The organism is Symbiopectobacterium sp. (assembly GCF_047692315.1).
In the GTDB taxonomy this organism is placed as follows: Bacteria; Pseudomonadota; Gammaproteobacteria; order Enterobacterales; family Enterobacteriaceae; genus Symbiopectobacterium.
In genome coordinates, this window is sequence record NZ_JBLLJS010000014.1 from 46,503 (window position 1) to 60,445 (window position 13,943).

The 13,943-nt window shown below is 48.6% G+C and carries 8 protein-coding genes and 9 pseudogenes; 8 read left to right on the forward strand and 9 right to left on the reverse strand.

Annotated features, from left to right (window positions below; translation table 11 throughout):
• Positions 1–20: 20 nt before the first annotated feature.
• Positions 21–674, forward strand: a complete 654-nt coding sequence (locus tag ACMZI0_RS07800; RefSeq protein ID WP_415672531.1) for a YopJ family acetyltransferase — start codon at positions 21–23, stop codon at positions 672–674.
• A gap of 188 nt (positions 675–862) precedes the next feature.
• Here ACMZI0_RS07800 and ACMZI0_RS07805 read toward each other — a convergent pair.
• A pseudogene (locus tag ACMZI0_RS07805) lies at positions 863–1,392 on the reverse strand (DeoR/GlpR family DNA-binding transcription regulator); the annotation flags it as partial.
• Between ACMZI0_RS07805 and ACMZI0_RS07810 the strand changes: the two are divergent.
• A pseudogene (locus ACMZI0_RS07810) lies at positions 1,384–1,647 on the forward strand (MFS transporter); the annotation flags it as partial. The pseudogenes ACMZI0_RS07805 and ACMZI0_RS07810 sit on opposite strands and share 9 nt — an antisense overlap.
• A 64-nt stretch (positions 1,648–1,711) precedes the next feature.
• Here the strand turns inward: ACMZI0_RS07810 and ACMZI0_RS07815 are convergent.
• Positions 1,712–1,927, reverse strand: coding sequence for a hypothetical protein (locus ACMZI0_RS07815; RefSeq protein WP_415672532.1), 216 nt, complete (start codon positions 1,925–1,927; stop codon positions 1,712–1,714).
• 191 nt (positions 1,928–2,118) lie between these two features.
• Entirely contained in the window at positions 2,119–2,406 is a 288-nt protein-coding gene (locus ACMZI0_RS07820; RefSeq protein ID WP_415672533.1) for a hypothetical protein, read from the reverse strand.
• A 261-nt stretch (positions 2,407–2,667) separates the two neighbouring features.
• Here ACMZI0_RS07820 and ddlA point away from each other — a divergent pair.
• Positions 2,668–3,766, forward strand: a pseudogene (gene ddlA, locus ACMZI0_RS07825) (D-alanine--D-alanine ligase).
• A gap of 91 nt (positions 3,767–3,857) precedes the next feature.
• On the opposite strand, the pseudogene ACMZI0_RS07830 reads toward ddlA, so the two are convergent.
• Positions 3,858–4,511 (reverse strand): annotated as a pseudogene (locus ACMZI0_RS07830) (hypothetical protein); the annotation flags it as partial.
• A 425-nt stretch (positions 4,512–4,936) separates the two neighbouring features.
• On the opposite strand from ACMZI0_RS07830, the gene ACMZI0_RS07835 reads away from it, so the two are divergent.
• On the forward strand, positions 4,937–5,353 hold the full coding sequence (locus ACMZI0_RS07835) for an organic hydroperoxide resistance protein (protein ID WP_415672534.1): 417 nt from the start codon (positions 4,937–4,939) through the stop codon (positions 5,351–5,353).
• 91 nt (positions 5,354–5,444) lie between these two features.
• Here ACMZI0_RS07835 and ACMZI0_RS07840 read toward each other — a convergent pair whose 3' ends face one another.
• The 3 genes and pseudogenes from ACMZI0_RS07840 to ACMZI0_RS07850 form a co-directional block, all read right to left on the reverse strand.
• Positions 5,445–6,101, reverse strand: coding sequence for a DUF799 domain-containing protein (locus ACMZI0_RS07840; protein WP_415672535.1), 657 nt, complete (start codon positions 6,099–6,101; stop codon positions 5,445–5,447).
• On the reverse strand, positions 6,098–6,466 hold the full coding sequence (locus ACMZI0_RS07845; RefSeq protein ID WP_415672568.1) for a DUF4810 domain-containing protein: 369 nt from the start codon (positions 6,464–6,466) through the stop codon (positions 6,098–6,100). The genes ACMZI0_RS07840 and ACMZI0_RS07845 overlap by 4 nt, the downstream gene beginning before the upstream one ends.
• A 10-nt stretch (positions 6,467–6,476) precedes the next feature.
• A pseudogene (locus ACMZI0_RS07850) lies at positions 6,477–7,141 on the reverse strand (CsgG/HfaB family protein).
• A 637-nt stretch (positions 7,142–7,778) separates the two neighbouring features.
• Between ACMZI0_RS07850 and aegA the strand changes: the two are divergent.
• From aegA to ACMZI0_RS07865, 3 pseudogenes are all read left to right on the forward strand, one after another.
• A pseudogene (gene aegA, locus ACMZI0_RS07855) lies at positions 7,779–9,795 on the forward strand (formate-dependent uric acid utilization protein AegA).
• Positions 9,796–9,829: 34 nt separating this feature from the next.
• Positions 9,830–10,022: pseudogene (locus ACMZI0_RS07860) on the forward strand (electron transport protein HydN); the annotation flags it as partial.
• Positions 10,023–10,177: 155 nt separating this feature from the next.
• Positions 10,178–10,900, forward strand: a pseudogene (locus ACMZI0_RS07865) (4'-phosphopantetheinyl transferase family protein).
• A 54-nt stretch (positions 10,901–10,954) separates the two neighbouring features.
• Here ACMZI0_RS07865 and ACMZI0_RS07870 read toward each other — a convergent pair.
• Positions 10,955–12,200, reverse strand: a pseudogene (locus ACMZI0_RS07870) (NCS2 family permease).
• 325 nt (positions 12,201–12,525) lie between these two features.
• Here ACMZI0_RS07870 and yieH point away from each other — a divergent pair.
• Positions 12,526–13,278 carry a 6-phosphogluconate phosphatase gene (gene yieH / locus ACMZI0_RS07875; protein WP_415672536.1) on the forward strand — a complete coding sequence of 251 codons (753 nt, stop codon included), beginning with the start codon at positions 12,526–12,528 and terminating at the stop codon, positions 13,276–13,278.
• On the opposite strand, the gene ACMZI0_RS07880 is transcribed toward yieH, so the two are convergent.
• Positions 13,206–13,943, reverse strand: coding sequence for an amino acid ABC transporter permease (locus ACMZI0_RS07880; protein WP_415672537.1), 738 nt, complete (start codon positions 13,941–13,943; stop codon positions 13,206–13,208). The two genes, yieH and ACMZI0_RS07880, sit on opposite strands and share 73 nt — an antisense overlap.

Genomic DNA, 13,943 nt, shown 5'->3' on the forward strand with positions numbered 1-13,943 from the left:
AGAAAAGATAGAGTAGAGTATTGACCAGAAAAAAAATTCTCAATGATGATTTATCCCAGCTTGACGCAAAGCTAATGCCATACTGGGTTGATATCGCTAACAAAAATAAACATGGACTAAATTTATCATATGTAGAAACACCGCAAGGAGTTTTAGATAAAATAAAAAATAAAAATAACCATGACCAGAGATATATTATAAGAATAAGCGACAGAATCCCTCACAGCGCGGTTATTGATGTAAAATCCATCAATGGGAAACCCTCCATATTATTTTTTGAATCCTCAAAATCAAGCAGCGACGCATCCGGCATGCTTACATTTAACGTCAAGTTAGCACTTGAAAAAGTCAACCTCAGCGATCGATTTTGTGTGGTAGAACTGGATATCCAAAGAAGTCATTACGATTGCGCCATGTTCAGCCTGGCAATAGCCAAAAAAATTCACAAGCATGAAGAGGCTATTTATTCTTTGCACAAATTCATTGCCGATAACAAAATGACAAAGCCTAACGCTGAAGGGTTTATTAGAAAAAACATCTCCGATAAATTCTTACCCGCTGATTTTTACAAACACACTCAAAGTAAATATAGAATCCAGGAATATTTAAAAGCAAACCCAGAAAATAAAAACAGTTTTATAAATAAAAAAATGAAAACATCACTGATGTCATGAACACCAGATTCGTTGAAGTTAATGACAATGATAAAATTTTTACAATATCAAAATCCATTCATTTGAAGCGACTTGTCGAGTTAAACAGGCTTAGGGATCTCGTTCAAAACCAAAGACCCCATTCCATAGCGTTAAACAGTGAGGGAACATCTGCTGATGCTCGCCATCAATAGACTGGCGCTCAGCAACTATTCATGCTTTGGCACTTCCTCACTGGAAATAATGATCTCCACCTGACTCTCCTTGAGGCGCGTTTTTAACGCAGCAGGCGGCATTTCATCAGTAAACAATGCCGCCGCTTGCGTGATATTGCCGATATCCACCGCAGCAAAGGCGTGGTATTTGGTGTGATCGGCAGCGAGCAAGATATGTCGCGAAATCCTTATACAAAGGCGTTGGCTGCCGGGCCAATAATGCCGCTGTTGTGGGGACGTAGCGTACCACCTGGCACCATCACTTCAAAGCGAGGATTCTTATACAGAATATGTGCAACGCGTAGGCTGTTGGTGATAATGCGCAGCTCATTGTGGTTCAGCAGGGCACGGGCAACATGCTCCACCGTAGTACCGATGGTGATGAAAATCGTCGAGCCATCCAAGATATAATCGGCGATGGCCTCAGCAATCGCCTTTTTTTCATCGGTCAGGGAAACTTCGCGCTGCTCGAACGCGGTGTTAACCACGCTTGATGCACGTCCGGCACCGCCGTGATGCCGGGTATTATGCTGACACAAATCGGCTATATTCCGAATGTGGCACAGAGTGATACTACCTTGCTTGGTCTGCGTCAGCTCATTTTTCTGTGGCCATGTGGGCTCGCGATTATCGCCGCATTAACCATGGGCATCTTTTATCAACTTAATGAGAAACGCTTTGCGCTTATTATTGAAGAAATGGGTCAACGCAAACATCAGCATGAAAAACTCACGCAGAGTAAAAGCAATGCGCTGACCGCCCAGAGGAGCGGAGGGTAACGCGATAAAACATCACAGGCAGTGAGTTTTCGCCCTCGCACGGCCCCCGCTGCCTGCGAATATATCACCCCATGAACCCTCTGCTTTCAAGGTATTTGAGCGATACTTGCAGTGTGATCAGTCGGTAATTTATCTTTCCAGACCGATCATCATCACCTTTAAGTTGTTCTTCCATTTCTTTAACAAAGGCATTCGTGATATCCAGATCAAAAAGTCCATATTCAAGCAAAGCAAGTTTGATGTCCGGGTTTCTTTCTAAAAAAAAGCAGCTGTAGTCCATCACCTCATCCCCGCCGTAACCATTTCTTATTTTCGTATCCGGGAATTGTTTCTTAAATTCAACCTAATTATCGGCTGCGTAGTTTTTAACAATATGGCTGTAGTCTTCCACTAACGGTAATTGATTAAATGACAGTTCAGATAGTGAATTCCAGCTATTCGGTGTATCAAAGCTGTAGATATCAACCTTGTCTATCGAAAAGGTGTATCTGGTCCTTTCATACCCAGGGATTGAACTCCTACTTTAAAGAGATCTCTATATGCTGGTAATGCAAGGGATTTAAGTTTTTCAAAATTATAAAAACAATAATATACCTCGCCGCCAAGCTTGGCTTCAGGGTTTTCATTGATGTTTTCATAAAGAGAGTCAACAACTGCTTTTTTCGGCGATATTCTGAATAGATCGAGAAATCGTTGCCATAAATTCAACGCAGTTGCTTTTTTTATCGTCGTACTGAACCAAATTCGCCATATCACCATGATGTAATTTTCTTCCCCTTGAAAGTTCGATTTCCATATCGCTATATCCTCCGAGTGTATTTATAAATAACACGCCCTAGCGTATGCCACTCATTCGAAACAATAGCACAATGCCTTTTCAACCGTTCATGAACACGTCTTTCTCCAACAAGCAATTTTTTTCGCAGGAATACCGTGAAGCGCTTGATCGCAGAGGCTCTTGATTATCTAATCAGTATCCTAAGCGCTAGAGGTTCAGCACCACAACACAGGAATCAACGCATGAAAAAGCTACGCATAGGCATCATCTTTAGCGGTAAGTCCGCTGAACACGAGGTCTCGTTACAATCGGCCAAGAATCTTATTGATGCCATCGATAAAGCCAAGTTTGATGTGACTCTGCTTGGCATCGACAAGCAAGGTGCGTGGCATATCAACGATGCGTCAAACTATCTGCTCAATGCCGAAAATCCAGCACTTATCGCGTTGAACCGTTCGAATAAGAGCGTCGCTCTGATCCCAGGACAAACGCAGCAATAAGTGATCGAAAGTCAGAATGCCCACGCGCTTACATAGCTGGATGTGATCTTTCCCATCGTGCACGGTACGTTGGGAGAAGATGGCTCACTGCAAGGCTTGCTGAGAATGGCCAATATTCCGTTTGTTGGCAAGCAGCGTACTTGGCTCTGCTGTCAGCATGGATAAGGACGTCACCAAACGCCTGCTGCGTGATGCTGGCCTGCTGGTGGCACCGTTTGTTACCCTGAATCGCGCTAATCTCCAACGTCACAGCTTTGCCAGCATCAGCGCCTCACTCGGGCTGCCACTGTTTATCAAACCGGCCAATCAGGGCTCATCCGTAGGCGTTAGCAAAGTGCGTAACGAATCAGAATATCAACAGGCCATCGATCTGGCTTTCCAGTTCGATCACAAGGTGCTGGTAGAAGCCGCGACTGTTGGCAGAGAAATCGAGTGCGCGGTGTTGGGCAACGATCACCCGAAAGCCAGCGTCTGTGGCGAAATTGTGCTGAGCGATGAGTTTTACTCTTATGATACCAAATACATCAATGAGCAAGGCGCGTTGGTGCGCGCACCGGCGGAGCTTTCGCCTGAAATCAACGGCAAAATCCAGCACATAGCCTTGCAAGCATTCCAGGCGCTTGAGTGTCAGGGTATGGCGCGCGTAGACGTATTCCTCACGCCTGACGATGAAGTGATTATCAATGAGGTGAATACGCTGCCCGGCTTCACCAACATCAGCATGTACCCCAAATTGTGGCAAGCGAGCGGCCTGAGCTATACCGACCTCATCACTGCCTTGATTGAATTGGCGTTAGAGCGACAGGAAAACGATCGTGCCCTGGCAAGTTCTGTTCGATAACTGACACGCCCGCCATACATCAATTAGCAATATTCCCCAGACTTCGAATAAATTTATTCGAAGTCTGAAATAACAGAATAGGTACCATGCTTCACATGTAATCGCTATCCAACTGATTCAGCGATCTCAACGAACTGGCGATTACTGTAAGTACATAATCTCTTCGATTCTCATCGATGGGAAAACGATCGTTCATATCATCCCTGAGTATATCCATCACATCCATATTTATAAGTCCATGTGCAAAAAGCTCTCTTCTTATATCCGCATTATTTTTCAAGAAGAAACAGCTATAATCCAAAAGCTCGTCTGCGCCAAAATCCGCATTCGTTTTTGTGTCTTTATAATCAATCAAGAAGCGTTCTTCATGATTCTTCATATAGTCGTATACAATACGCTCATAATTGTCCACGACCGGTAATGTCGAAGCACCCAACTCAGCGAGTGAATATCCATTTCTTTCAGAATCAAAGCTGACGATATCTTCGCCATCGATTGAGAATGTGTACTTACTCTTGCTGGCACTGTGTTGTTCTTCGCGTACGTTGAACAGATGCTGATGCTCGACGCCAGCCAGCCTTTTTAATTGCTCAAAACAATAAAACTTGTTGTTTTCTTTAGCCTCGAACCTTTCATTCCGACTTCCATGAATAAGGTTGTAAAACGTATTAACGACATCTTTCTTTTTACAGGATTTGAAAAGATCAGCAAATCTATCCCACAAGCTAAGCTTCGTTGCCTCACCTTTATCATTGTAAGTGACAAGATTAGATAAATTTTTTTATTTAAAGCTGAACCGCCTAAAAAACTCACACTCATAGTACTATCACCCTATAAAATACTTATGCATTAGCCGAATACCCGGAAAATAAATTTCCCCTTATTGTTCTAATGTTAAATAAAAAACAGTTAAAGAATGCGTTTTTTTCTTCGAGTAACTATTAATAATCGGCTTTTCAAAAGCTCAGCCCAAAATAGACCACTACATACTTGCCTAAAGCCTCGAGTGATAATACAAAAAAATCTTTATTTGAACAGGTTGCACGCGAAATAAAAAATCATTACAAAAATCGATATTTAAAGCCTAATAATGGCCCCCAAAAAACAGCAACCAATATCTTATGCTAGATTTTTTATTTTTAACACCATGAAAAAATGGGGTATTGGGCAATGAAAATAGAAAAGGCGATCTATGTCGCACAAGCAAAGGCAACCAGCGGCCATGGCGCCCATGTAAGCGCAATCGGTGGGGATTTGAACATCAAGCTGGACACCCCAAAAGCAATGGGAGGCACGGGAACCAACCCCGAACAGTTGTTTGCGGCAGGTTATTCAGCCTGTTTTCTCGCTGCGTTAGCCTTTGTTGCCAACAGCGAAAAAATCACGATCCCGCCAGAAGCAACGATCGAAGCCCATGTCGGTATTGGCAAAATTCCCAATGGATTTGGCCTTGAGGCCGAATTGAAAATCGCCCTTCCGGGTATGGAGAGTACACAGGCGAAGGCATTGATAGAAAAGGCGCACATCCTTTGTCTCTTTTCTAACGCCACACGCAATAATGTTGAGGTTACGCTGACGCTACTGTGACTCACAAGCGAGCTGTTTACTTAGATAAAAAAAGGAGCGTAATAGATTAACGCTCCTTCTTGATCGATAACGTGTTTAAACGTGAGGTAACTTACAGACCATCTTTGCCATATTGCAGCGAACGCGGGCCATACAGCACACCGCGCGGCGTGCCCGCAGACAGCAAGCGAACGCTGGTGATACCGGCGATATCATGCCCTTTGTCAGAAACCGTGCTGGCAATCTGCTCTACCGCCGCCTGCACGAGCGCACCAAGGATGCCGTTAGAGTTGGATTGCTGCTCGCTGCTTGAGGCGGTGGCAACACCGTTCCAAATCTGTTTTCCGGTTTTCAAATCCACCAGCTTCGCTTCCGCCGTTACACGAGTTTCACTGCTGAGCACCATGTATTTGGAGCCGTAGTCTTTGACATTCAAATAGAGCGCAGCATCAGCGCCGAAAATCTGGCGTAACTTTTCGAAGCTGACGGCATGAATGTCCTGAGCCGTCGTCATTCCATTTTGCTTGAAGGTTTCATCCACTACCGCTACCGGGAACACATAATACCCCGCTTCCGCCAACTGGTAGGTCACCTGCGTCAACATGCTGGGACCCGCTTTAATGTCCGTAGAATGGTTCATCGGCGGCAGCACGAGAATGGATTTCGGCCAACTTTGCTTAAATGCAGTGTAATCATAAGGTGTCGGCTTGGCACAGCCGGTCAGGAGCAAAGCGAATGCCAGCCCGAGAAATCCCAACAGACGGTTCATTTGGCCGCTCCTTTATTTTTGCTCAACAGAAAATCCATGTAAGGCGCAGATTCAGGAAATTGCGCTTTTTCCGTTTCGAACTGTTGACGGGCTTCCGTGCCCCGCCCGGTATTGGCGTAGAGTAAGCCAAGCTGAGCGTGTAATCCGGGTGGAACCGGTTTATTTTTCGCTTTGGCTTTTTCAAGCGCCAGATTCAGCGCCGTGATCTGCTCTTCAGGGCTGGTTTTATCTTGCTGATAATATTGGTACAGCGTGGGTTGGTAATTGTCCCAGCTATAAATCGTTTTGGGTTCCGAAGCACAACCTGCCAACACCGCTGCGGCCAGCAGCAGTGCGCCTTTTTTCCATAAGACATACGTAGCAATCCCTATGCTGTTAGTTGCTCGGGCGCCATGCGCCGCTCTCAATACCTGACACCAGGTTGTTCACTGCTTCACGAATGGCAAGATCCAGAACTTTTCCATTCAGCATAGCTTGCCGTACCGCCAAAGCCGATAATCTCACGGTTAGAGAACGTGTATTCACCCGCACCCTGTACCGAGTAAACCACTTCAGACGTTTGCACATTGACCACATTCAACGTGGTTTTTGCATAGGCAACCTGCGTTTTTCCGCGACCGAGAATGCCCCACAGCTGGTGATCACCCACTTCTTTGCGCCCAAATTCGGTCACATCGCCCGTGATGACATAGCTCGCGCCTTTGAGTTTTTGCTGCTGGCCTTTTGATACCCGCTTCAGTTTTGATCTCTTCCATGTTGGTGCGATCCAACACATTGAAGCGGCCCGTTTGCTGAAGATGGCTAACCAAAATGGTTTTTGATTGGTTTCCCAAACGGTCAACGCCATCAGAGAAGATACCGTTCATGTAGTTAGAACGGTTTTCAAACTTGCCAACAGAAATCGGGCTACGAACGCCCTGGTATGCCGTTTGGTAGGAGGTGACTTTGGGTGTCTCAACGCTGCGTGAGGATTCTGTTGCACATCCACTTAATAATGCCGCGGATACCAATAGAGAACCCAAGATGACTTTTTTCTTCATAGACTAATCCCTTATCAATATTCTTTTGTAGTCTTAATTGACCACCTCCGTGGGAATTAAAAAATAACCAATAAATTCATTATGTTAAATTTCATTTATCGGTAATATTACAATATGATGAATGTAAAGACCTGTCACTAGCTGTTTCTCTTATTTTTAATAACAAAAAACGCCAAAACCACAATAAAACAAATGTTATTGTTTATTATTTCGTCATTTCATGGCACATTATGCTGAATAATCGATGTTGAACTAAGTAAAACAACGCAACGTAACAAACTGAATTAAAACACTATTTTTCATCCCGTTCAATGACTCTCCCTCATTAACCCTCTATTTACATGTCCTACATCAAGATTACAGACACAGGGAGACAGTAGGATGAGAGACAGTAAATGGGGGGAAGTTGTATTTTTTCTTGTATTTTCTCCTGCGAGTGCGAGACCCGTGCCAACCCCTTCCAAACCGCTTTCTGGGTGACCAGACAAAAATCGAACGTTAACAATCAGAGAGTAACGCCTCGCCGATGATCTTTGCTCATACGGCTCGGGGAATGTGCGCGGCAAAAATGCTGCGGGACGTTTGTCGTCACCACTCTGGGTTCTTTTTTATCGGCTAGATGTGTCAGGGAGAGGTTATGAATCGCTTTGTTATTGCTAACGCTCAAGATTGCATGGGCTGTAAAGCCTGTGAAATCGCCTGTGTCATTTCACACAACGACAACCAGTATCCTGCAAGCGCGGATGCGTTTTTACCCCGCATAGGCCTTTAATACGCCAGAACTGCGTTCTGCGGTAACCTGCCGTCATTGTGAAGATGCCCCCTGCGCCAGCGTGTGTCCTACGCAAGCACTGGTGCGTAGAGACAACAGCATCCAACTGTTAAAAGATAAATGTATCGGTTGCAAGACCTGTGTACTTGCCTGTCCGTTTGGGGCCGTGTCGATGGTCGCAGAACCAACGAGTCCGGCCTCACTCGCGCATAAATGCGACCTGCGCATTGATCGCCCAGAAGGTCAGGCGTGCGTGGCTGCCTGCCCGACGCAAGCGCTAACGCTGGTGAGCGAACAGACGCTGGAGGCGAAGCGAAAAGCCAAACAGCAAGCAATGGCACAGCGTTCAGCCACCACCTGGCAACGCGCCACGCCGGTCCCGGCACCAAGTGGCAATCCACTCAAACAGCGCCAAAACTGGCCGCGCGTAGAGGCAAAGAAAAAGCCCATTGAGTTGCGTAAAACCACGTTTGACGAAATCTATCATGGTTTTTCTGCTGAACAGACGCAAGACCAGGCGGGTCGCTGTCTCTCTTGCGGCAACCACTCTATTTGTGAATGGACCTGACCACTGCACAACAGTATTCCGCACTGGATCAATCTGGCAAAACAGGGCCGCATTCTGGAAGCGGTAGAGCTTTCACACCAAACCAGCAGCCTGCCGGAGATCTGCGGTCGCGTATGCCCACAGGACCGGTTGTGCGAAGGCGCTTGCACATTGGGTAAAGAATTCGGCGCGGTTACCGTCGGCAATATCGAGCGTTACATCACGGACAGCGCCATGGCGATGGGATGGAAGCCGGATATGAGCGGCGTTACGCCGACCGGCAAGCGCGCTGCGATCATTGGTACCGGGCCCGCCGGTTTAGCCTGTGCGGACGTGCTGGCGCGCAATGGCGTTGAGGTTACCGTGTTCGATCGTCACCCAGAGATTGGTGGCCTGCTGACCTTTGGGATTCCGCCTTTCAAGTTGGACAAGAAAGTGCTGACCCACCGCCGTCACCTGTTTAGTGAAATGGGCATTAACTTCCAGCTCAATACCGAAGTAGGGAAAGATATCGCTCTGTCGCAGATTATAGAGGAATACGAAACCCTGTTCCTCGGTGTCGGCACTTACCGTTCGATGAAAGCGGGTCTGGAAAATGCATCCGGTGTTTACGATGCGTTGCCGTTCCTGATTGCCAACACCAAACGGGTTATGGGCCTGCCCGATCTGGAAGGAGAACCCTATATTTCGATGGAAGGAAAGCGCGTTGTGGTGCTCGGTGGCGGTGACACTGCCATAGATTGCCTGCGAACCTCACTGCGTCAGGGTATATCATCCGTAACTTGCGCCTATCGTCGCGATGAATCCAACATGCCAGGTTCGAAAAAAGAGGTGAAGAACTCGCGCGAAGAGGGTGCGGAATTTATGTTTAACGTTCAGCCGCAAAAGATTTGCCTGGATGAAAAGGGCAACGTCTGCGGCATCAGCCTGGTCAGAACAGAGATGGGGGAACCCGATGCCAGCGGCCGCCGTCGGCCACGCGTCATCCCCGGCTCGGAATTTGTGCAACCCGCCGAAGCTGTCATCACCGCGTTTGGCTTCCAGCCGCACAGCATGCCGTGGCTCGAAGAGGCCAAGGTGAGGCTGGATGATTGGGGCCACATTAACGCGCCCGCGCGCGGCAATGGTCGACGCCCATGCCAGACCAACCATCCGCGTATTTTTGCCGGTGGCGATGCCGTGCACGGTGCTGATTTGGTGGTAACCGCTATCGCTGACGGGCGCAAGGCCGCCATCAGCATGCTCGATCAAATGGGGTTACAGAGCACGATTGCTTCTTTGCCGGCCGTCTCACTGGCCTCCCAGTTCAACTCGTCGCGCGAGGAAACGCTTTAATGAACGCTTTTGTGATTGCCGATTGGTGGTTACATCACAAGGCGCATCGTCAAAAAGCGAGGTGCGCAAGTGCGATCTCTGCGTCGATGTTGCGACATCCCCTTTCCTGCGTGCGGGTGTGTCCGACATCCGCATTGACGTTGGTGAGCAGCAGTGAGCTGCAACAAAGGAGCTTCAAAAAGCAGCAACAGGCGGCACGAGATAACGCAGATATCCGTCTGCTGTAGTTAAAAATCTCTGTTTCTGCTGATAGCCGATCTCGCTAACTTATGGGCGTTTTTACTTTTGTTCATATAATAGTCTGTTAATATGCATATAATTTGTATTTTATCGGGACGAATCGGATCACATTCGCCCCTTGGTTATCATCACGGAGTGAAGCATGACCTGCCATTTTGTCAGGTGGACCGGCACGGAGGCATTACCCGATCTACAGCGTTTGCCCGATGAGCTGATCGCCGCTGCGCAGGAACTGCCTGCCAGGCGGCGTGAACGCTACTTAAAAAGTCGCGCACTGCTGGCCGAGATGATGTTCTATTTTTTCGGCTACCCTGTGTTACCCGCATTGACGCTTGCCCCTGATGAGCGTCCTCGCTTTCTCGATCCCTATCTTCCCGATTTCAGTCTGGCATATGCGGGCAATCCTGCTGAGCGAAGAAGGAAAAGTGGGGATTGATATTGAGATTGTCCATTTGCGCCCCCCCATGTCACATCGAGCCACACACAGGCGCAAACGCCGGCAGAAACTGCTTGGATCAACGCCCAAAGCGATCCGTTAGAAGCCGCCACACAGCTTTATACTATCCGGCAGGCCATCATGAAAATGACCGAGCCTGAGCAAATCAGCGGCAATAACCTGCGGCTGCACCCAGCTTCCGGTCGATTACGCTCGATGCACTTTCCCTCCCTTGAGGTGATTAGCGACATCGACGGTTATCTGGCCTGGGCCTGTGCGCGGATTCCAACGATAAATCATTTAGTAACCTGGGATTATCAGGGGGACGGCGTGATGAGTAAAACCGGTGAGATAATCCAGCAGCAGCGGCAATCGCGCAGTTACATCAAGCTCATCAGCCACGTCGCAGAGAGAATCCCTTCGGTTTAACATAAAAAAAGCCCCGCAGCAGACGGGGCTTTTTATCGCTGACAGCGTGTGCGATTAATGTGCGTCGATAAAGATAAACTTCAGCAGGAACAGCGCCGCAACCACCACACAAGGGCTGATTTCACGCCAGCGTCCGGTTGCCGCTTTCATCACCACATAGGAGATAAAGCCCAGGGCAATCCCTTCCGTGATAGAGAAGCTGAACGGCATCATCACCGCAGTAATAAACGCAAGCACCGCTTCAGTAAGATCGTCCCACTTCACGCGCACCAAGCTAGAGGTCATCAACACCCCGACATAAATCAACGCACCTGCCGCCGCATAGGCGGGCACCATGCCGGCCAATGGAGAGAGGAAAATCACCAACAGGAACAGAATCCCCACCACAACTGCCGTCAACCCAGTACGCCCGCCAACAGACACGCCGGAAGAGCTTTCGATATACGCCGTCACGGAGGAGGTGCCAATAAAGGAACCGGCCACCGAGCTAATGCTGTCGACGTAGAGCGCCTGTTTCATACGCGGGAATTTACCGCGCGCGTCCACCAACCCGGCTTTATCCGTCACACCAATCAGGGTACCGGAAGAGTCAAACAGGTTTACCAGCATAAAAGAGAAGATCACACCGGAAAGCGCCAAATTCAGTGACCCGACCAGATCAGCCTGACCCACGACGGACGTGACGCTCGGCGGCATCGAAAACACGCCAGCAAATTTCACATCACCTAACAGCAGACCAATACCAGTGGTTACCACGATGGAAATCAGCACAGCGGCGTGAATGTTACGCGATGCCAGCACCGCAATGATAAAGAATCCCAGCGCGCCCAGCAGGACACTGTGAGAAGTCAAGTTACCGATGGTCCCCAGCGTTTCCGGGTTGGCAACGATGATACCGGCGTTTTTCAGGCCCATCATGCCGATAAACAAACCGATACCGCTGGCAATTCCTAAACGCAGGCTGATCGGGATGTTAGCGATCATCCAGTAGCGAATCTGAAAAATGGTCAGTAACAGAAATCCGACAGCGCCCCAGAAAATTGCCCCCATCGCAACCGGCAGGTTAGCCACCAGCCCCATCAAAATACTGCCAAATGCGGCAATCAGACAGGTGGTCACAAACACCCATGCCCGCAACCCCCAGAATCTGCGGGTTAACGAAAACGATGTATACCATGGTAAGAAAGGTAGTGAACCCAGCAATCGTTTCCGTGCGCGCCGTAGTGCCATGTTGGCGCAGTTTGAATACGCGCTCCAATAAGCTTTGCTCTCCCGTAAGCTCAGGTTGTGATGTTTTCATTATCAACGTTCCAGATAAGGAATTATGGTCGGTGGGTATCCTATAACAAAATGTGCAGAGATTAACGCCGTTGGCAGGTTTTTTTTCTTGCTATAAGTGGAAGTTATCGCAACCGATATCTTTAAATACACCTTGTAATTGTACGAATTTTTCCGCAAGTACGCGGGAAAAAGAGCGAACGTGCGATAACTATCCCCCTTCAGAGCAAAAAATGAAAACCAGGGAAAAACAGGGTTTTATCGTGTTTACACCCTATAAGGTCACAATGCTGACGCGGTGGGGTAAAGTAGTGGGCGAACAACACGCGTTACCAATAAGGAACCCCATGTCTTCGATCGAATGTGTTTTTTTCGATTGTGATGGCACGCTGGTCGACAGCGAAGTGATTTGTTGCCAGGCCTATGTGAATATTTTTATTCCCTACGGCTTACAGTTATCGCTGGAGGAGGTCATCAAGACCTACAAAGGCGTCAAGCTCTACGACATTATCGATCGCGTGAGTGCACAGCATGGCCTGACAGTGGTGCCCGAAACGCTGGAAAAACACTTCCGTGAAGAGATCGCCCGGCTGTTTGAAGAATCGCTGCAAGCCATCGACGGCATTCCGCAACTGCTTGCCGCCATTACCGTGCCAATGGGCGTGGTGTCGAACGGCCCGGTAAGCAAAATGCAGCACTCGCTCGGGTTAACCGGGCTGCGTGAGCACTTCGCCGATCGTCTGTATAGCGGTTATGATTTGAAAAAATGGAAGCCCGATCCCGCCGTTATCTATCACGCCGCCCAGCAGATGCAGGTCAATCTGGCGAACTGTCTGTTAGTGGAAGATTCGTTTTCAGGCGTTGAAGCTAGTATAGCAGCGGGCATTCCGGTGTATTACTACTGCGCCGATCCTCATGATCCACCGATCGATCACCCGCTGGTCACCACGTTCCACAATATGGGTGAATTACCGCAACTGTGGCGCGAAAAAGGCTGGAACATCAAGCCTGACGACTTTAGGCCGCGTTATGCCGGGCGCGGCCTAAAGCGCCACCAAAACCGACGTTTTGGCGCGTCAGCCCGTGCATGCACCGCATAGTGCTGGCTGACGCGATACGCCAACAGTTCCAGCGCCAGACAGATAATAAAATAAACCAGCGCCACAAACAGAAACACTTCAGTGGGGTAGACCATACTGCGGTTGTTAACTTGCGTTGCCAGAAATGTCAGCTCGCCTACGCCAACGATATACGCCAGCGATGTATCCTTGATTAAGGAAATCCACTGGTTAATAAACGATGGCACCATCATGCGTAGCGCCTGAGGCAACACGATAAACCACAGTACACGCCAGCGGCTGAAACCGAGCGACAACCCTGCCTGCCACTGCCCCTGACTGATAGCAACTATCCCCGCCTTGACGCCATGCGCCAGATAAGCCGCCCCAATAAACGCCAGAGCACACACCACGGTAGTAATTTCAGGAATATCGACGCCAAACAAAATCGGCAGCAGGAAATAGGTCCAGAAAATCAGCATGATCACCGGAATCGCACGGAAAAACCCCAACACCAACGCCAGCAGCGCCCCCAACCAGCCTCGTGACATCGCCAGCGCAGCCCCCAGCACTGTGCCCAAAATCGCCGAAGCGATACCCGCCAGTGCGCTGATGACAAGCGTCAATGCGGCTCCACCGAGCGGCCCATCAGGGAACGTGCCCCACAGCAGATAGCTGAGGTTATCGCTGATAATCGTAAAATCCAT